This window comes from Streptomyces sp. NPDC034049, from assembly GCF_055575575.1.
Map to the genome: position 1 here is coordinate 84,254 of NZ_JBVISJ010000007.1, position 19,166 is coordinate 103,419.

At 70.2% G+C, this 19,166-nt stretch carries 13 protein-coding genes; 11 read left to right on the plus strand and 2 right to left on the minus strand.

The window, feature by feature from the left end; genetic code table 11:
• Nucleotides 1-92 precede the first annotated feature (92 nt).
• The 5 genes from ACZ52C_RS21385 to ACZ52C_RS21405 all read left to right on the plus strand — a co-directional run bounded on the left by ACZ52C_RS21385 (nt 93) and on the right by ACZ52C_RS21405 (nt 8,788).
• A complete protein-coding gene (locus ACZ52C_RS21385) occupies nt 93-911 on the plus strand; it encodes an SAM-dependent methyltransferase (RefSeq protein ID WP_469076213.1) in 819 nt (272 codons plus the stop codon).
• A 267-nt stretch (nt 912-1,178) separates the two neighbouring features.
• Entirely contained in the window at nt 1,179-2,681 is a 1,503-nt protein-coding gene (locus tag ACZ52C_RS21390; RefSeq protein WP_469076214.1) for a diaminobutyrate--2-oxoglutarate transaminase family protein, read from the plus strand.
• A gap of 960 nt (nt 2,682-3,641) precedes the next feature.
• On the plus strand, nt 3,642-5,561 hold the full coding sequence (locus ACZ52C_RS21395) for an IucA/IucC family protein (RefSeq protein ID WP_469076501.1): 1,920 nt from the start codon (nt 3,642-3,644) through the stop codon (nt 5,559-5,561).
• A gap of 136 nt (nt 5,562-5,697) precedes the next feature.
• Nucleotides 5,698-6,447: a GNAT family N-acetyltransferase gene (locus ACZ52C_RS21400; RefSeq protein WP_469076215.1), complete on the plus strand. Its 750-nt coding sequence runs from the start codon at nt 5,698-5,700 to the stop codon at nt 6,445-6,447.
• Between the two features lie 313 nt (nt 6,448-6,760).
• The gene (locus tag ACZ52C_RS21405; protein ID WP_469076216.1) at nt 6,761-8,788 is read left to right on the plus strand and encodes an ATP-dependent DNA helicase; all 2,028 of its coding nucleotides are present in this window, start codon (nt 6,761-6,763) and stop codon (nt 8,786-8,788) included.
• A 218-nt stretch (nt 8,789-9,006) separates the two neighbouring features.
• Here the strand turns inward: ACZ52C_RS21405 and lexA are convergent, their stop codons facing one another.
• Nucleotides 9,007-9,783 carry a transcriptional repressor LexA gene (gene lexA, locus ACZ52C_RS21410; RefSeq protein WP_045561107.1) on the minus strand — a complete coding sequence of 259 codons (777 nt, stop codon included), beginning with the start codon at nt 9,781-9,783 and terminating at the stop codon, nt 9,007-9,009.
• A 537-nt stretch (nt 9,784-10,320) separates the two neighbouring features.
• Between lexA and nrdR the strand changes: the two genes are divergently transcribed.
• Nucleotides 10,321-10,884, plus strand: coding sequence for a transcriptional regulator NrdR (nrdR, locus tag ACZ52C_RS21415; RefSeq protein WP_469076217.1), 564 nt, complete (start codon nt 10,321-10,323; stop codon nt 10,882-10,884).
• 159 nt (nt 10,885-11,043) lie between these two features.
• On the plus strand, nt 11,044-13,935 hold the full coding sequence (locus ACZ52C_RS21420; protein WP_469076218.1) for a vitamin B12-dependent ribonucleotide reductase: 2,892 nt from the start codon (nt 11,044-11,046) through the stop codon (nt 13,933-13,935).
• Nucleotides 13,936-14,089: 154 nt separating this feature from the next.
• Here the strand turns inward: ACZ52C_RS21420 and ACZ52C_RS21425 are convergent, their stop codons facing one another.
• Entirely contained in the window at nt 14,090-14,623 is a 534-nt protein-coding gene (locus tag ACZ52C_RS21425) for a TerD family protein (protein ID WP_469076219.1), read from the minus strand.
• A gap of 153 nt (nt 14,624-14,776) precedes the next feature.
• On the opposite strand from ACZ52C_RS21425, the gene ACZ52C_RS21430 reads away from it, so the two are divergent.
• From ACZ52C_RS21430 to ACZ52C_RS21445, 4 genes are all read left to right on the plus strand, one after another.
• Nucleotides 14,777-15,382 (plus strand): YdbC family protein, encoded by a 606-nt coding sequence (locus tag ACZ52C_RS21430; protein ID WP_469076220.1) that lies wholly within the window; start codon nt 14,777-14,779, stop codon nt 15,380-15,382.
• 140 nt (nt 15,383-15,522) lie between these two features.
• Nucleotides 15,523-16,182, plus strand: coding sequence for a histidine phosphatase family protein (locus ACZ52C_RS21435; RefSeq protein ID WP_319100584.1), 660 nt, complete (start codon nt 15,523-15,525; stop codon nt 16,180-16,182).
• Between the two features lie 12 nt (nt 16,183-16,194).
• Nucleotides 16,195-17,097: an ADP-ribosylglycohydrolase family protein gene (locus tag ACZ52C_RS21440; protein ID WP_469076221.1), complete on the plus strand. Its 903-nt coding sequence runs from the start codon at nt 16,195-16,197 to the stop codon at nt 17,095-17,097.
• Between the two features lie 284 nt (nt 17,098-17,381).
• Nucleotides 17,382-19,031: a DUF4153 domain-containing protein gene (locus ACZ52C_RS21445; RefSeq protein WP_469076222.1), complete on the plus strand. Its 1,650-nt coding sequence runs from the start codon at nt 17,382-17,384 to the stop codon at nt 19,029-19,031.
• Nucleotides 19,032-19,166: the final 135 nt, after the last annotated feature.

Here is a 19,166-nt window from a genome sequence, read left to right on the forward strand (position 1 = left end):
GGTCAAATGACCTTTCCCCTGCGGTAGTTGAACGACTGTGCCTAGGTTGGGGACGGAACTCGTCGCTCATGTTTCGAAGGAGACCACGCCGCATGTCCGACCCCTCCCACCGGGACGAAAGTGGCGTACGCACCAACCCGATCCGCACGAACGTCAGCCATTCCGCGCGGATCTGGAACTACTGGTTGGGAGGCAAGGACCACTACGAGGTCGACGAGGAGGTCGGCGACCAGATCCTCGGCTTCGTGCCCGAGCTTCCCCGCTCCGCCATAGCCGACCGCCGCTTCCTGGCCCGCTCGGTCCGCTTTCTGGCCGAGGAGGCGGGCATCCGGCAGTTCCTGGACATCGGCACCGGTCTGCCCACCGCGGACAACACCCACGAGGTCGCCCAACGCGTCGACCCGACATGCAAGATCGTCTATGTCGACAACGACCCGATCGTCCTCGCGCACGCCCATGCTCTGCTCAACAGCACGCCGGAGGGCGCCACCGACTACATAGACGCTGACGTCCATGACCCCGACACGATCCTCAGGGGCGCCGCGAGCACCCTCGACTTCGATCAACCGATCGCGATCACCATGCTCGGCGTCCTGAACTTCGTCATGGACACCGACCAAGCGGTCGCCGTCGTACGGCGGCTCGTGGACGCCGTACCGTCCGGCAGCCACCTCGTCATCTCCCATCCCACCACCGAGGTCGACGGCGAAGCGATGACCCAGGCGGTGGCCTACTGGAACGGACAGGGCTCGGCGCCGATGACCCTGCGCAGCCATGCCGACCTGGTGCGTCTCTTCGGCGACGTCGAGGTCCTGCCCCCGGGCATCGTCTCCTGCTCCCGCTGGCGCCCCGAAGCCGGCGACGAGGACGTTGACGTCACGCACTTCGGCGGCGTCGGACGGAAGCGATAACCCACGGCGGGAGCCCAGCCGTAGTCCACGACCGTGCTGACCCGGCCGCGGTGGCACCGCCCGTGGCCCAGTCGGAGGGGACAGGGACGGGACAGAGACGGGACAGAGGCGGATCGGACCGCACACGCAGCCTTTGTGCCGAGGCACAGATTTTCGTCCTACCCGCTTCCCCTTACCGGTCGCGTCGTTGGTACGTGCGGGGGACCCGCCGATGTTCGGTGACCCCTGCCGACTTGCCTCTGATGAGCCGTGGGAGGAAGTGCAGCAGTGGCGGTGACCGAGTCTGCTGTGGCGCCGGTGGGGCGTGAGCCCGAGCGTGCGCGTTCGGGACCCGAGAGCGAACGTGCGCGCCCACGACGGGAGCCCGCCTGGGCGCGCGCGGTGGGGTCGGGGCACAGGGGGATCCCACGACCACAGGCCGCCCGCGACTCGGCCGCACGCACCTATGCGCGGTCCCTTCCCGTCGTGCCCGTACGCGCACGGGGGCTGACCATCGAGGACGCCGACGGCCGCCGCTACCTCGACTGTCTGTCCGGCGCGGGCACCCTGGCCCTCGGCCACAACCACCCCGTCGTCCTCGCGGCGATCCGCAAAGCGCTCGACTCGGGCGCTCCCCTGAACGTCCTCGACCTCGCCACCCCGGCCAAGGACGCCTTCACCACCGAACTCCTCCGCACCCTGCCGCCAGAACTCGCCGCCCGCGCCCGCGTCCGCTTCTGCGGCCCCTCGGGCGCGGACGCCGTCGAGGTCGCCTGCAACCTGGTCCGGGCCGCGACCGGACGCTCCGGCCTGCTCGCCTTCACCGGCGCCCACGCGGGCCCGACCACCGGGCCTCTGGAAACGCCCACACCCGCCCGCGACATCCGGTCGGCCCGCCTGCCCTACCCGCAGGACTACCGCTGCCCGTTCGGTATCGGCGGCGAACGGGGTGCCGAACTCGCCGCCCGCTGGACCGAGTCCCTCCTCGACGACGCCGAACTCGGAGCACCACTGCCCGCCGGCATGATCCTCGAACCCGTCCAGGGCGAGGGCGGTGTCCTTCCCGCGCCGGACGGCTGGCTGCGCCGTATGCGCGCGATCACCGCCGCACGCTCGATCCCGCTGATCGCCGACGAGGTCCGGACAGGCGTGGGACGCACCGGACGCTTCTGGGCCGTCGAGCACAGCGGCGTCGTCCCCGACGTCATGGTCCTGTCCCAGGCCATCGGCGGTAGCCTGCCGCTCGCCGTCGTGGTCCACCGCGATGACCTCGATGTATGGCGGCCCGGCACCCACGCGGGCACCTTCCGCGGCAACCAGCTCGCCATGGCCGCGGGCGCCGCCACCCTCGCCCACGTCCGCGAGAACGGCCTCGCCCGACGCGCCGATACCCTGGGCGCCCGCATCCTCGCCCAACTCCACCCCCTCACCGAGCGCTTCGCCTGCGTCGGTGACGTCCGGGGACGGGGGCTGATGATCGGCATCGAGATGGTCACCCCGGACGCGCCCCCCGGCTCCGACGACCACGGCCCGCCTCCACCCGCCCCCTCCCTCGCCACCGCGGTCCAGCGCGAGTGCCTTCGCCGAGGCCTGATCGTCGATCTCGGCGACCGCCACGCCGGTGTCGTACGCCTCCTCCCGCCCCTCACGATCACCGACGAACAGACGAACGCCGTGCTCGACCGTCTGACGGACGCGATCGCCTCGGTGGCGGCCACGGCATCGGCGCGAGTCGCAGCACCCCCGCCTCTGGCCCGAGCCGGAGGGCTCGCACGCAGCTCGGGTGGATGACCACCACCCCCACCCGAGCAGCCGCCCACCCCGCCACGTCCGCACCAGCCCCGCACGCAGGGCATCGCCCCGCCACCGCCCGGCACGCCCGTCCGACACCGCACTCCACATCACCACCGACCCACACCCCTTCCACACCAGCCCCACCCCCGCTCGCCCGCACACACCCGCGACTGCCCTCCCGCACGAGCAACCCCAGGAACCGCCGTGAACCCGCCGCCCACCCCCGGGGCCCCCACCCACCGCCAGGCCCCGGAAGCCGAAACCCTCCAGCGCCCCGGCCAGTTCAGTGCTGAACCACCCCCCGGCCGCCCTGAACCATCGCCCGGCCGGAGCGAGCCGGGACAACAGTCGCCCGATCACGCCGAGCCGCAACAGCCTGAACCCAGCGAAGGGCAACCCGGGCCCGGCCAAGGCCAGGTTGGGCCCAGCCAGGACGAGCCCGGGCCCAGTCAGGGGCAGCTTGTCCCCAACGAGGACCAGCCTGGACTCAGCCAGGGCGAGCCAGGGCCCAGCCAGCACGAGCCGGTGCCCAGCGAGGGCGAGCCGGGGCCCAGCCAGGGGCAGCTTGTCCCCAGCGAGGATCAGCCTGGACTCAGCCAGGGCGCGCCGGAGCTCAGTGAGGGCGCGCCGGGGCTAAGTAAGGGGCAACTTGGGCCCCGCCAGGACGAGTCAGAGCCCAGCCAGGGCCAGCTTGGGCCCAGCCAGGACCAGCCTGGACCCAGCCAGGACCAGCCTGGACCCAGCCAGGGCGAGGCGTTGCCCCGTCAGGTCGAGCGGGGTTCCGATCTTCTGGAGTCGGGGTTCAGCCCGGTCGAGCCGTCGCAGCGCCCAGCCGGCCCCCGCTCCGGTGGGCCCGCGCGGCTCCCGCGCCCCACTCAGCCATTTTCTCGACGATCCGCGCTTCCCCACCTTCCGACTGAGCCAAGCCATGAGCGCGGTCGGCCCGCCCCTCACCCAATCGCTCACAGCACCCAGGCCACCGAACTCTCGCCCGCCCCCGGCCTCGACGCCGACCCCCTGCACCACCCCGACCCCCACACGGCCGCCCAGGCGGCAGCGGTCGATAACCTCCTGCGCTGCTGGGTACGCGAACACGACCTCACCCCTCCCCAAGACCACGGCGGCATCCTCGCCATCCCTCTCCCCGCCACCGGCACGACCCTCCTCGCCCCGGTGCACTACTGGTCCCCGACCGGCTGGCACCGCTTCGGCCTCCCCCTTCTCGCCGGCACCCCCGACGCCGCACCCCCTGTCGACGCGGTCACACTGGCGGCCCTCCTGGCCCGCGAAGCGACCACACGAGCCCCACAGGGCACAGCACCCCACCCCCACCCCACAGCCGAGCCCACCCAGCCCACCGGGACCGTCCAGCCCGTCGGGCCCACCCAGCCCACCGGGCGCCTTCAGCGTGATCAACCGGACCTGATCGGCAGGGTCGCCGACTCCGCCCGCCGCGTCGCCGTGTTCATCACGGAGCGCCGAGCTCGCCCCGCCGACCACCCCGATGGATTCCTGGCCGCCGAACAGTCCCTCCTCCTCGGCCACCCCCTGCACCCCACCCCCAAGAGCAGAGAAGGACTCTCCGAGGCCGAAGAGCGGCTGTACTCACCCGAGTTGCGTGGCTCCTTCCCTCTGCACTGGATGGCGATCGCCCCCTCCGTCCTGTCGACCGACTCGGCGTGGACCGAGCGCGGTCGTGTCGTCCCCGCCGGACAGCTGACCGCCAGGCTCGCCGGCCCGGCATTGCCGCTGCCCGACGGCTTCACCGCTCTGCCCCTGCACCCCTGGCAATTCCGCGAGGTCCGCCACCGCCCTGCCGTAGCCGCTCTGCTCGACGCCGGACTGCTGCGCGACCTGGGTCCGCACGGCGCCGCCTGGCACCCCACCTCCTCCGTTCGTACCGTTCACCGCACCGGTGCCCCCGCGATGCTGAAACTCTCGCTGGGCCTGCGCATCACCAACTCCCGTCGTGAGAACCTCCGCAAGGAACTCCACCGCGGCGTCGAGGTGCACCGCCTGCTGCGCACCGGCCTGGCCGAGCAGTGGCGGGCGGCCCACCCCGGGTTCGATGTCGTCCGCGACCCGGCCTGGTTGGCGGTCACCGCACCCGACGGCGACCCCTTGGCGGGCTTGGACGTGGTCATCCGGCACAACCCGTTCGGCCCTGCGGACGACGTGTCCTGTATCGCCGGCCTCGTGTCCCCCAGGCCGTACCCCCATGACGAACGCCATCCCGGCGACGACGAGCCTCTCCTCATGCGGTCGCGGCTCCAGGAGGTCGTCACCCGCCTTGCCGGGCGCACCGGGCGTCCCCGTAGCGCCGTGGCCATCGAGTGGTTCCTGCGTTACCTGGAGCAGGTCGTGCGGCCCGTGCTGTGGCTCGACAGCGAGGCCGGGATCGCTCTCGAAGCACACCAACAGAACACGCTCGTCCTTCTGGACCCCGACGGCTGGCCCGTCGGCGGGCGGTACCGCGACAACCAGGGCTACTACTTCCGCCAATCCCGCCGCGCGGATCTCCGCTCCCGGCTGCCCGGCATCGGAGAGCGCAGCGACACGTTCGTCTCCGACGAGGTCACCGACGAACGCTTCGCCTACTACCTCGGCATCAACAACGTGCTCGGCCTCATCGGCGCGTTCGGCTCCCAGCGTCTCGCCGACGAGCGCGTTCTTCTCGCCGCCTTCCGCCGCTTCCTCACGGACGTGGCCACCGGCCCCGCCCGGCTGAACACCACCCTGCCGGCCCGACTGCTCGACTCACCCGTCCTGCGCTGCAAGGCCAACCTCCTGACCCGTCTCCACGGCCTCGACGAACTCGTCGGCCCGGTCGACACCCAGTCCGTCTACGTCACCGTCACCAACCCCCTCCACCCATGACCGGCCACTCCGCCCCGCCTCGGCGCAGCCGTCCGGCCCACTCGTCCGCGTAAATGCGACCCACTCGTCCGCGTACTTCGACTCCCTTCAGCCCCGAGGAACATGACCCACCCGATCTCCTGAGAGGAGCGTCGCCGTGCCTTCCACCGACGCGAGCACCCACGCGAGCACCGACACCGGCACTGCCTCTGCCCCCAGCAACGAGGACACACTCGAACTGCGCCTGACCGACGACTTCCTCGCGCTCCTGTCCGAGGACACCGACCCCTGCGGCGGCAGCACCGAGGCAGGTCAGACGGAACCCCCGGCCAATGGCGAGTTGCTCGACCACCTCGCGAACTGGGGGCCGGTCGTCACCCCGGCAGGCACCCTGCATCTGGTCCCGGTGCGCCTCGAACGGGACCTTCCGCTGATCTCCCGCTGGATGAACGACTCAGCCGTGGACTCCTACTGGAAGCTCGGCGGCACCGAGGACGTGACCGCGCACCACCTACGGACCCAGCTCGGCGGAGACGGCCGCAGCATGCCCTGCCTCGGACTGCTGAACGGCACCCCGCTGAGCTACTGGGAGATCTACCGGGCGGATCTCGACCCCCTCGCCCGCCACTACCCCGCCCGCCCCCACGACACCGGGATCCATCTGCTCATCGGACCCGTGGCCGAACGAGGGCGCGGTCTCGGCTCCACCCTGCTCCGCGCCGTAGCCGATCTCGTCCTCGACAGAAGACCCTCCTGTGCCCGCGTCGTCGCGGAACCCGACCTTCGCAACTTTCCCTCCGTCTCCGCATTCCTCAGCGCCGGCTTCCGGTACTCCGCGGAGGTCGACCTGCCCGACAAGCGGGCCGCCCTCATGTGCAGAGATCGGCTGCTGCGCGATCTGATGTAGACCCGACCTAAATCGGACCTGGATGGGACCTGGAACCCCACCTGGGTCCAGGATGGATCTGCCGTGGTCCTGCTGTGGTCCTGTGTGGTCCTGCTGTCGATCTGCTGTGATGCCGTCATATCTGGTACACCGCCCGAGCCGATCCGGTTCCCGGTCGAACCGACTCGATGTCCGGCGAATCGACTCGGTGTCCAGGCTCCCCGAGACCCCTCCCACCCCGTCGAAGAGAACACGTCTTGATTCCGCCTCCCAGATCCCATGCGTCCGCCGCGATCACACGTTTGTCAGTCGTGACCCGTAGGGTGGTCGCGCTATGACGAAGCCCTCACTCCACGAACTCCTGCATGCCGCCGTCACCGCTGTCGGCGGCACGGAGCGCCCCGGCCAGGTGACCATGGCCGAAGCCGTCGCGGAGGCGATCGACGACGGCTCCCACCTGCTGGTCCAGGCAGGCACCGGCACAGGAAAGTCCCTCGGTTACCTGGTGCCCGCGCTCGCCCAGGGCGAGCGCGTCGTCGTCGCCACGGCGACCCTCGCCCTCCAGCGGCAGCTCGTGGAGCGGGACCTGCCGAGAACGGTCGACGCGCTGCACCCCCTCCTGCGCCGCCGCCCGGAGTTCGCGATGCTCAAGGGCCGGTCGAACTACATGTGCCTGCACCGGCTGAACGAAGGCGTGCCGCAGGACGAGGAGGAGGGCCTCTTCGACCAGTTCGAGGCGGCCGCGCCCAGCAGCAAGCTGGGCCAGGACCTGCTGCGGCTGCGGGACTGGTCGCAGGAGACCGAGACCGGCGACCGGGACGACCTCACCCCCGGTGTGTCCGACCGTGCCTGGGCCCAGATCTCGGTGTCGTCGAGGGAGTGCCTGGGCGCCACGAAGTGCGCGTACGGCGCCGAGTGCTTCGCCGAGATGGCCAGGGAGCGGGCCAAGCTCGCCGAGGTCGTCGTCACCAACCACGCGCTGCTCGCGATCGACGCCATCGAGGGCGCTCCGGTGCTCCCGCAGCACGAGGTCCTGATCGTGGACGAGGCGCACGAACTCGTCTCCCGGGTGACCGGCGTGGCGACCGGCGAGCTCACGCCGGGCCAGGTCAACCGCGCCGTGAAGCGGGCGGCGAAGCTCGTGAACGAGAAGGTCGCGGACCAGCTCCAGACGGCCGCCGAGGGGTTCGAGCGGATCATGGAGCTGGCTCTGCCGGGTCGGCTGGAGGAGATCCCCGAGGATCTGGCGTACGTCCTGATGGCGCTCCGCGATGCCGCCCGCGCGGTGATCTCGGCGATCGGCAGCACCCGCGACAAGTCCGTCCAGGACGAGGACGCCGTCCGCAAACAGGCACTGGCGGCCGTGGAGAGCGTGCACGACGTGGCGGAGCGGATCAGCAACGGCTCCGAGTGGGACGTCGTCTGGTACGAACGCCATGACCGTTTCGGCGCGTCCCTGCGCGTCGCCCCGATGTCCGTCTCGGGTCTCCTGCGGGAGAAGCTCTTCGCGGACCGCTCGGTCACCCTGACCTCCGCCACGCTGAAGCTGGGCGGCGACTTCAACGGCGTAGGGGCGTCTCTGGGACTGGCCCCCGAGGGCACCCAGGGGGACGACCTGCCGCAGTGGAAGGGCGTGGACGTCGGATCGCCGTTCGACTACCCGAGGCAGGGCATCCTCTATGTAGCCAAGCATCTGTCACGTCCCGCGCGGGACGGCGACCGGGCGGACATGCTGGACGAGCTCACGGAGCTGATCCAGGCGGCCGGCGGCCGGACGCTCGGGCTGTTCTCGTCCATGCGGGCCGCCCAGCTGGCGGCGGAGGAGTTGCGCGTCCGTATCCCCGAGTACCCGATCCTGCTGCAGGGCGAGGAGACGCTCGGCGAGTTGATCAAGGGCTTCGCGGCCGACCCGAAGACCTGTCTCTTCGGCACCCTCTCGCTCTGGCAGGGCGTCGACGTGCCCGGTCCCAGCTGTCAGCTGGTCGTGATGGACAAGATCCCGTTCCCCCGGCCCGACGACCCGCTGATGAGCGCTCGCCAGAAGGCCGTCGAGGAGGCGGGCGGCAACGGCTTCATGGCCGTCGCCGCCACCCACGCGGCCCTGCTGATGGCTCAGGGAGCCGGCCGTCTCGTACGGGCACAGGGAGATCGTGGCGTCGTGGCCGTACTGGACCAGCGGCTCGCGACCGCGCGGTATGGCAGCTATCTGAAGGCCTCGCTGCCCGACTTCTGGTACACGACGGACCGGAACCAGGTCCGCAGGTCGCTCGCCGCGATCGACAGTGCCGCGAAGGACAGGGAAGAGGCTGCACAGCAGGAAGAAGCGGCACAGCAGGGCGAAGCGGCGAAAGCTGAGGCATGACGAACGGCCGGTGGCCTGACCCCATGCTGCATGGGGTCAGGCCACCGGCCGTAACGCGCACGGGCTCGGGCTCGCGCACCGGCACGGGCTCGGGTCTCGGGCCCGGCCGTGGAGCTCGGCCAGACCTTGGACAGCCCAGGGCCCCGGAACCGGCGCAGTGGATTCCGGGGCCCGGATCAGGGGCGGGAACGGCACGGGCGACCGTCCGCCGCGGGGCGTCAGACGCGGCGCAGCACGGCCACCACCTTGCCGAGGATGGTCGCGTCGTCACCCGGGATGGGCTCATAGGCGGCGTTGTGCGGGAGCAGCCAGACATGGCCGTCCTCGCGCTTGAAGCGCTTGACGGTGGCCTCGCCGTCCAGCATGGCGGCCACGATGTCCCCGTTCTCCGCGACGGGCTGGCGGCGGACCGTCACCCAGTCACCGTCACAGATCGCCGCCTCGATCATGGAGTCACCCACGACCTTCAGGACGAAGAGCTCGCCGTCACCCACCAGCTGGCGGGGGAGCGGGAACACGTCCTCCACGGACTCCTCGGCGAGGATCGGGCCACCGGCCGCGATCCGGCCGACGAGCGGCACGTAGGAAGCGGCCGGCTTGCCCGCCGTGTCCGTCGGCTGCGCCGAGGCCTGGTCGGAGCCGCGTACCTCGTACGCACGCGGACGGTGCGGGTCGCGGCGCAGGAACCCCTTGCGCTCCAGTGCCATCAGCTGGTGCGCCACGGAGGACGTGCTGGACAGGCCGACCGCCTGGCCGATCTCCCGCATCGACGGCGGGTATCCGCGCCGCTGCACCGAGTCCCTGATCACCTCGATGACCCGGCGCTGCCGGTCGGTGAGCCCGGAGCTGTCCGCCCTGATGCCTGGAGGTCGGCCGGGCAGGGCGCGCTTGGGCCCTTCATGGTTCGTGGCTTCGTTCATCGCATGCACCGGCTCGAGTCGGCTCTGGGAGCGGTCCTGGGCAGTGATGGTGGCACTGTCAGCGGTGGTGGTCACGTCGGCCCCTCTCGATGGTCTCCCGTGCAGCACAACGGTAGTTGCTTTCGAAAGGTTGCGCCAAACACACGTTCGAGTGAAAAACCGTGGATTTCGTGACGTGACCATGTGCCGGGGTGTAGGGCGACGGCTCCGGCGGACAAAAGTGATGATTGCTGTACTCTTCACCGCCGGGGCGAGGGCCTTGTGGGCCGCTGTCGCTGCGTGGCCCAGTCTGCCATCCGGTACTCCGCCGCCCGGGTACCGACCCCTTTTTCTTGGCGCCCCCCCCGCGCCCGCGTCCGCTCCGCAACGGCTCGGACGCGCTCCGCGACGGACTCTCCGTCTGGCACATGCCGATACGTGCGCGACACGCGCGCCGTGGGGGGATTTACGCGTCTAGCCCTACATCTAGTGCTTGGATTGCCGCAACGGCCCAGAAGTTGTGGTCCCCCGGGTCCTCGGGCCCATGGTCATCCCCTATGCTTGGGGCTGCTTCCGCGGGGCCCGAGTGGCCCGTGGGGCGTATTGAGTCGTGCTGTGAGGAGGGTTGGAGTTATGCACTGTCCCTTCTGCAGGCACCCCGACAGCCGCGTCGTCGACAGTCGTACGACGGACGACGGCACGTCGATCCGCAGGCGCCGCCAGTGTCCCGACTGCTCCCGTCGTTTCACGACGGTGGAGACGTGCTCGCTGATGGTGGTCAAGCGGTCCGGCGTGACCGAGCCCTTCAGTCGTACCAAGGTCATCAATGGCGTGCGTAAGGCATGCCAGGGCAGGCCTGTCACCGAGGACGCGCTCGCCCAGCTCGGCCAACGGGTCGAGGAGGCGGTGCGCGCGACCGGAAGCGCCGAGCTGACCACCCACGACGTGGGGCTGGCCATACTCGGCCCGTTGCAGGAACTCGACCTCGTCGCCTACCTGCGGTTCGCGAGCGTCTACCGGGCGTTCGACTCGCTGGAGGACTTCGAGGCCGCGATCGCGGAACTCAGGGAAGAGCAGGGGAAGCGCCTCGACGCGAACGACGAGGGCGTCGTGAGCGTGGTCGAGGGGCGCGTCGAGGGCGACCGCGGGTCCGGAGTGGCCACGCAGGTCCCGGTGCCCGCCAACGCCGCCGACTGACGGCGGGCCGCACCGCCGGACCAGTGGGTCCGGACGACCGGCGGCGATCCAGACCTGTCGCGAACGGCTGTGTCAGCCGGGTCGCGGCACAAGACAGAACACCGTGTCACGGGAACATCGTGGCACTTCAGGGCGTTTTCGCCCGTACAGGGAGGCGGCATGACAGAGACGGCGAGCGGTCCGGCACGGAGTTCCCGCGCCAAGGGCACCAAGGCGAGCAAGGGGCTGCGTATCGAGCGCATCCACACCACCCCCGGCGTGCACCCGTACGACGAGGTGGTCTGGGAGCGGCGTGACGTCGTCATGACCAACTGGCGCGACGGCTCGGTCAACTTCGAGCAGCGCGGCGTCGAGTTCCCCGACTTCTGGTCGGTGAACGCGGTCAACATCGTCACCAGCAAGTACTTCCGCGGTGCCGTCGGCACCCCGCAGCGCGAGACCGGCCTCAAGCAGCTGATCGACCGCATCGTGAAGACGTACACGAAGGCCGGCGAGGACAACAAGTACTTCGCCTCGCCCGCCGACGCCGAGATCTTCGAGCACGAACTGGCGTACGCCCTCCTGCACCAGATCTTCAGCTTCAACAGCCCCGTGTGGTTCAACGTGGGCACCCCGCAGCCCCAGCAGGTCTCCGCCTGTTTCATCCTGGCCGTCGACGACTCCATGGAGTCGATCCTCGACTGGTACAAGGAAGAGGGCATGATCTTCAAGGGCGGCTCGGGCGCCGGCCTGAACCTGTCCCGCATCCGTTCCTCCAAGGAACTGCTCTCCTCCGGCGGCAACGCCTCCGGTCCCGTCTCCTTCATGCGGGGCGCCGACGCCTCCGCAGGAACGATCAAGTCGGGCGGCGCCACCCGCCGTGCCGCCAAGATGGTCGTGCTGGACGTGGACCACCCGGACGTCGAGGACTTCATCGCCACCAAGGTGAAGGAGGAGGAGAAGATCCGCGCCCTGCGTGACGCGGGCTTCGACATGGACCTGGGCGGCGACGACATCACGTCCGTCCAGTACCAGAACGCCAACAACTCGGTCCGCGTGAACGACGAGTTCATGACGGCCGTGGAGAACGGCACCGAGTTCGGCCTCCGCGCCCGTATGACCGGCGAGGTCATCGAGAAGGTCGACGCCAAGGCGCTGTTCCGCAAGCTCGCCGAGGCCGCGTGGGCCTGTGCCGACCCGGGCATCCAGTACGACGGTGTGATCAACAACTGGCACACCTGCCCCGAGTCCGGCCGCATCACCGCGTCCAACCCGTGCAGCGAGTACATGCACCTGGACAACACGTCCTGCAACCTCGCCTCGCTGAACCTGATGAAGTTCCTCAAGGACGACGGCCTCGGCCACCAGTCCTTCGAGGTCGAGCGCTTCGCCAAGGTCGTCGAGCTGGTCATCACCGCGATGGACATCTCCATCTGCTTCGCCGACTTCCCGACCCAGAAGATCGGCGAGAACACCCGCGCCTTCCGTCAGCTCGGCATCGGCTACGCCAACCTCGGCGCCCTGCTGATGGCGACCGGTCACGCGTACGACTCCGACGGCGGCCGTGCCCTCGCCGGTGCCATCACCTCGCTGATGACCGGCACGGCGTACAAGCGCTCCGCCGAACTGGCCGCGGTCGTCGGCCCGTACGACGGCTACGCCCGCAACGCGGACGCCCACAACCGCGTGATGAAGCAGCACTCCGACGCCAACGGCACGGCCGTCCGCATGGACGACCTGGACTCCCCCGTCTGGGCCGCCGCCACCGAGGCCTGGCAGGACGTCCTCCGCCTCGGCGAGAAGAACGGCTTCCGCAACTCGCAGGCGTCCGTGCTCGCCCCGACCGGCACGATCGGCCTCGCCATGTCCTGCGACACCACCGGTGTCGAGCCCGACCTGGCGCTGGTCAAGTTCAAGAAGCTGGTCGGCGGCGGCTCGATGCAGATCGTCAACGGCACGGTCCCGCAGGCCCTGCGCCGCCTGGGCTACCAGGAGGAGCAGATCGAGGCGATCGTCGCCCACATCGCCGACCACGGCAATGTGATCGACGCCCCGGGCCTCAAGCAGGAGCACTACGAGGTCTTCGACTGCGCCATGGGCGAGCGTGCCATCTCCCCGATGGGCCACGTCCGCATGATGGCCGCGATCCAGCCCTGGATCTCCGGCGCCATCTCCAAGACGGTCAACATGCCGGAGACGGCGACCGTCGAGGAGGTCGAGGAGATCTACTTCGAGGCCTGGAAGCTGGGCGTCAAGGCGCTCGCGATCTACCGTGACAACTGCAAGGTCGGCCAGCCGCTCTCCGCGAAGACCAAGGAGACGGAGAAGGCTGAGATCACGGAGAAGGCCGAGGAGACGATCCGGGCCACCGTCGAGAAGGTCGTCGAGTACCGCCCGGTCCGCAAGCGCCTCCCGAAGGGCCGTCCCGGCATCACCACCTCCTTCACCGTCGGCGGCGCCGAGGGTTACATGATCGCCAACTCCTACCCGGACGACGGTCTCGGCGAGGTCTTCCTGAAGATGTCCAAGCAGGGTTCGACCCTCGCGGGCATGATGGACGCCTTCTCGATCGCCGTCTCGGTGGGTCTGCAGTACGGCGTGCCGCTGGAGACGTACGTCTCGAAGTTCACGAACATGCGCTTCGAGCCGGCCGGTATGACGGACGACCCGGACGTGCGGATGGCGGCGTCGATCGTCGACTACATCTTCCGCCGCCTGGCGCTCGACTTCCTGCCCTTCGAGACCCGCTCCGCGCTCGGTATCCACTCCGCCGAGGAGCGTCAGCGTCACCTGGAGACCGGGTCGTACGAGCCGATCGAGGAAGAGGTCGACGTCGAGGGCCTCGCCCAGTCGGCTCCGCGCCAGTCCCTCAAGGCGGTCTCCGCTCCGAAGGCAGACGAGGAGGGCGCCAAGCCCGCTCCGAAGCAGGCCCACACCAGCGCCGAGCTGGTGGAGATGCAGCTGGGCATCCAGGCCGACGCCCCGCTCTGCTTCTCCTGCGGGACGAAGATGCAGCGGGCCGGTTCCTGCTACATCTGCGAGGGCTGCGGCTCGACGAGCGGCTGCAGCTGACCTGAGCGCCCTCCGGGCGTGAAGTGACGGACAGAGGCGGGGAGCCGGCGACATGCCGGCTCCCCCTTCTGCCGCCCGGGCACTGCCCGGGCGGAACCGCTGCTGCCCGGGCGATCGAGCCTCAGGACGCCGGTGCCCCGTCGGGGCGGGGGAGTCAGGGCTCTCGTGTGCCGCCCATGACGCGGGCGAAGGTCGCCGGGTCCTCGTCGAAGCCGATGACGCCCGGGTGGAAGGTCCATTCGCCGGTGGAGTCACGGACGAACTCGGCGACGGTCGCGGCCGTCGATCCGAGGACACCGCCGAAGTCGTCCTCCGTCAGGACGGTGTAGTCCTCGCGGATGCGCAGGGCGGGATTGGTGACGTCGCCGAAGGTCCTCGGACCCGATCCCTGCTGTATGGCCACACCGATCACGACCCGGCCGTACCGGCTGTCGAGGCGGTTCAGCTCGACCGTCATGACCTCGTCCCAGCCGAAGCCCTGGCCGGTCTTGCTGTCGCGGTTGAGGTTGATGGTGCCGTCGGGCGAGCGGCTGTCGAAGTGCACCACATAGGCGGGGCTGCCGTTCGGATCGGTCGCCAAGTAGGGGGCCGCGACGAGGTCGAGATCCGTCGGCGGCTGTCCGGCCGGACTCGGGTCCCACTTCAGCGACACCTCGACCTTGCGGATGCCCTTGTTGAGGCCGTTCAACAGAACTCCCTCCCCGTTCTTCTCTGCGTGCGGGCCGAACTGGTCGGCACTCCAGGCCAGTTGTCCATCCTCGCATGCGCGCCGAGGCGCTCGCCCGGGTGCAACCGGCCGGAGAGTGACCGCCGCCACGTTCCGTGGCCTTACCATGGCGCGGTGCTGGTCAAGTGGATTCGCTGCACCGTGGTGGACCGCCGCGGTTTCGAACGGGGGCAGCGAAAGTGGGCGGGGCTACTGGGGGAGCCGGGATTCCGTGGACAGGGCGGGGGTTGGAGCCGGGGGCGGGCCGGCGTGGCGCACATCTTCTCCTTCTGGGAGAGCCGTGCCTTCTACGACTCCTTCATGGCGCGCTCCCACGACCGGCTCGCCGCGTCGCAGTCGGGCACCTTCAAGGACATGCAGGCCAAGCTCTTCGACCACCGGTTCGACGTGAAGACCGGTTTCGAGCCGCGCTTCACGGAGGCCGATCTGGTGCGGGTGGCGCACTGCCGTGTCCACGAGGAGCGGGCCGAGCACTTCGCGCTGATGCAGGAGAAGGTCTGGAACCCCGCGATGGCGGGCTCTCCGGGCATGGTGCGCGGACTCTTCGGTGAGGCACCCGCACACGAGTTCCTGATCCTCTCCATGTGGCAGTCGGCCGCCGAGCACGGCAAGTACCGCGTCGAACGCATCGAACGCCTCGCCCTGAGGGCCCAGATCGAGGCCGACGTCGCCGCCATGACCGGCGACATCGTGGAACTGGAGCCGAGCTGGACCGTTTGAGATTCCATCTGCTCGAGATTCCATCTGCGGTGAGTTTGAGTCTCAAACCTCGATGGTGGGTGTGCGGAACCTGTGTGACCTACGCCGTATGCCACCCGGACGAGTGCTCGTTCCGCCCTCGTCCCCTTTAGGGTCTTGGCATGGCACGACCACGGCGCATCATCCTTGTCCGACACGGCGAGTCAACGGGCAATGTTGATGACACCGTGTACGAGCGCGAGCCCGACCACGCCCTCGCCCTCACCGATCTCGGCTGGCAGCAGGCCGAGGAGACCGGCAAACGCATCCGCGAGGTGCTCGGCAGCGAGCGCGTCAGCGTCTACGTCTCCCCTTATCGCCGGACGCACGAGACCTTCCAGGCCTTTCACCTGAACCCCGAGCAGGTGCGTGTGCGCGAGGAGCCACGGCTGCGCGAACAGGACTGGGGCAACTGGCAGGACCCGGACGACGTACGCCTCCAGAAGGCCTACCGGGACGCGTACGGCCACTTCTTCTACCGCTTCGCGCAGGGGGAGTCCGGCGCCGACGTCTACGACCGGGTCGGCAACTTCCTGGAGAGCCTCTTCCGCAGTTTCGAGGACCCCGACCACCCGCCCAACGTTCTGCTGGTCACCCACGGGCTCGCCATGCGTCTGTTCTGCATGCGCTGGTTCCACTGGACGGTCGCCGAGTTCGAGTCGCTGTCGAACCCCGGGAACGCGGAGATGCGGATGCTCGTTCTCGGGGAGGACGGCAAGTACACGCTCGACCGGCCGTTCGATCGCTGGCGGGACCCGGAATCGTACGGAGCCACCAGTTAGAGTGGCAGGGCGATGACCGCTGACTCCTCTTCCACCGGCCGCCTGGAGCGCGCCCTGTCCAGCCTGCGCGGCCTCGCGGTGGGGGACGCGCTGGGCTCGCAGTACTTCGTGCCCGTGAACTACCCGCTGCTCAAGCGCCGCGAGACCCCGCCCGGCCCCTGGCAGTGGACCGACGACACCGAGATGGCCTGCTCCGTCGTGGCCGTCCTCGCGGCCCACCACCGGATCGACCAGGACGAGCTCGCCCGCTCCTTCGCGGTGCACCACGACTTCGACCGGGGCTACGGCCCCGCGGTCAACCGCCTGCTGCGGCTGGTCCGCGAAGGCGGCGACTGGCGCCAGCTGGCCTCCGCGCTCTTCAACGGCCAGGGATCCTGGGGCAACGGCGCTGCCATGCGGATCGCCCCACTGGGCGCCTGGTACGCGGACGACCCCGAGCAGGCCACCCACCAGGCCGAGATCTCGGCGTACCCCACGCATCAGCACCGGGAGGCCGTCGTCGGCGCCATGGCCGTCGCAGCGGCCGCCGCCCTCGCGGCCGACCCCGCCGGACCGCCGAGCCCCGGGACATTGCTCGACGGGGTCGTCGCCCTCGTCCCGAAGAGCGCAGTCGGCGCCGGCCTGCGGCGCGCCCGGGACATGCTCGACTACGCCGACGCGGACACCGTCGCCGCCGTACTGGGCTGTGGGCGGCGTACGACGGCGCACGACACCGTGCCGTTCGCGCTCTGGTCGGCAGCACGCGCCCTCGGTGACTACGAGCGGGGTTTCTGGACGACGGCCCAGGTGGGCGGTGACGTCGATACGACCTGCGCCATCGTCGGCGGAGTGGTCGCCGCCGGGAAGGCCGGGGCGCCTCCCGAGGCGTGGACGCGGCAGACCGAGGCGTTTCCCGACTGGCTCCGGGTGGGGTAGCCCCCGGGGTACGCCTTGTGGCGCGCGGACCGGGGTAAGTCAGGACAAATGATTGAAGGGGTGCGCTTCCCTGGGCTCGTCCGCCCCATGCGCCTCAACTGTCACAGGAATGCCACAGTGCGCTTCTCGATCGGCGGTGCGGCCGTTCCTACGGCATACCCTTTCCGCCACGCCGTCTGTTGATCATGACGAGAGACGGCGAAGAGGTACCGGCGACGAGTCTTCTGCCGCAGCCGCGCGCTGCATACGGTGGGTGACGAGGGCCGGTCGGGGGAGGGGGTCCCATGTCCGAAACGCCGTCAGCTCCAGCCACGCCGGAACCCGAAAGCTCGCCGCCGAGGGCTCGTGCGGGGGCGGACAAGGACCGGTCCCGGCCGACGGCACCTGCCGACGCCGCAGCGGAGGGCAAGGCGGGCAGACCCGCACCCATACCGGGCGGACCGCCGCCCACACCGCCCGGACTGATCGATTTCGCGCCCGGCGATCCCGCGCCGATCCGTACCGCGACCCTGTGGGCGGCCCTGGCCACCGGTCTGCTCAGCATGTTTCTCCTGGGCGAGGGGCTGGCGGTCAACCTGGTCTTCGTCGCGGTGCCCACCACCCTCGCCGTGTACGCCGCCGGCCGCCGGGCGGGCCGCCGCCCTCGCCCGTGGGCCCTCGTCTGGGGTGCCGGGGGTCTGGCCCTGCTGACCGTGCCCGCACTGCGGGCCGCCGAGTGGCCCTCGTTCCTCGCCGTCGTCACCGCGTTCGCGGCGGGCTCGCTCGCCCTGCACGGCGGCCGCACCTGGCCGGGTGTCCTGCTCGGACCCGTCGGTGTCTTCACCTCGCTGGTCACCGGACCGGCCTGGGCCTGGCAGGGCCTGCGCGAGCGGATGGGCGGCAACCGCAACCGCCTGGCGCCCGTGCTGAGGGCGCTTCTCGTCGCTGCCGTCCTCCTCTTCGTCTTCGGGGCGCTGTTCGCCGGGGCCGACGCGGCCTTCGCCGATCTGCTCGGCGCTCTGGTGCCCGACGTCTCCGTGTCCGACGGTCCCTGGAGGTTGCTGCTCCTCGCCCTGGGCCTGTTCGGAACCCTCGCGGCGGCCCGCACGGCGGCCGCACCCGCCCGTTGGGACCGCATCCAGGTGCCGGCGGGGCGTGCCCGCGGCCGCGTCGAGTGGGCACTGCCTCTGGTCGGGCTCGTCGGGCTCTTCGCCGTCTTCAACGCCGTTCAGCTCGCCGTGCTCTTCGGTGGCTACGACGCGGTCCTGAAGGAGACCGGCCAGACCTACGCCCAGTACGCGCGCCAGGGCTTCTGGCAGCTGCTCATGGCCACGCTGCTCACCCTGGTGGTCATCGTGGTCGCCCTCCGCTGGGCCCCTCGCACTCGATCGAGTGACCGGACGCTCGTGCGTGGGGTGCTGGGAACGCTGTGCGCGCTGGCGCTCGTTGTCGTGGCATCCGCGGTGCGACGTATGGACATGTACGTGGAGGCCTATGGACTGACGCGACTGAGGATCTCGGTGCTGACCATGGAGCTCTGGCTCGGCCTGGTCATCGTGCTCATCATGGCCGCCGGTGTGTGGGGTGCCCGATGGCTGCCGCGCGCCGTCGCGGCCGGCGCCGTCGCCGTGGTGCTCGGGTTCGGGCTGGTGTCGCCGGACGGGCTGATCGCCGAGCGCAACGTCGAACGGTACGAGACCACGGGCCGCTTCGACCTGCCCTACGCGCGAGGGCTGTCCGCCGACGCGGTGCCCGCCCTGGACCGGCTGGAGGAGCCCATGCGGTCGTGCGCGCTGTGGGACATCAAGGAGGAGCTGGACGAGCGACAGCACGTTCCCTGGTACGCCACGAGCTGGGGCGAGGCCGAGGCCAGGCGCATCCTGGACGAGCGTCCGCCGGTGGGTGACGCGAGCGGACCGGCGTGCGGCGAGCTGGGGCCGGAGTTCTACCGCTGAGAGCCGTCGCGGCGGTGGGCCACCGTACCTTCGCTCGCCGCTCGCCGCTCGCCGCTCGCCGCTCGCCGCTCGCCGCTCGCCGCTCGCCGCTCGCCGCTCGCCGCTCGCCGCTCGCCGCTCGCCGCTCGCCGCTCG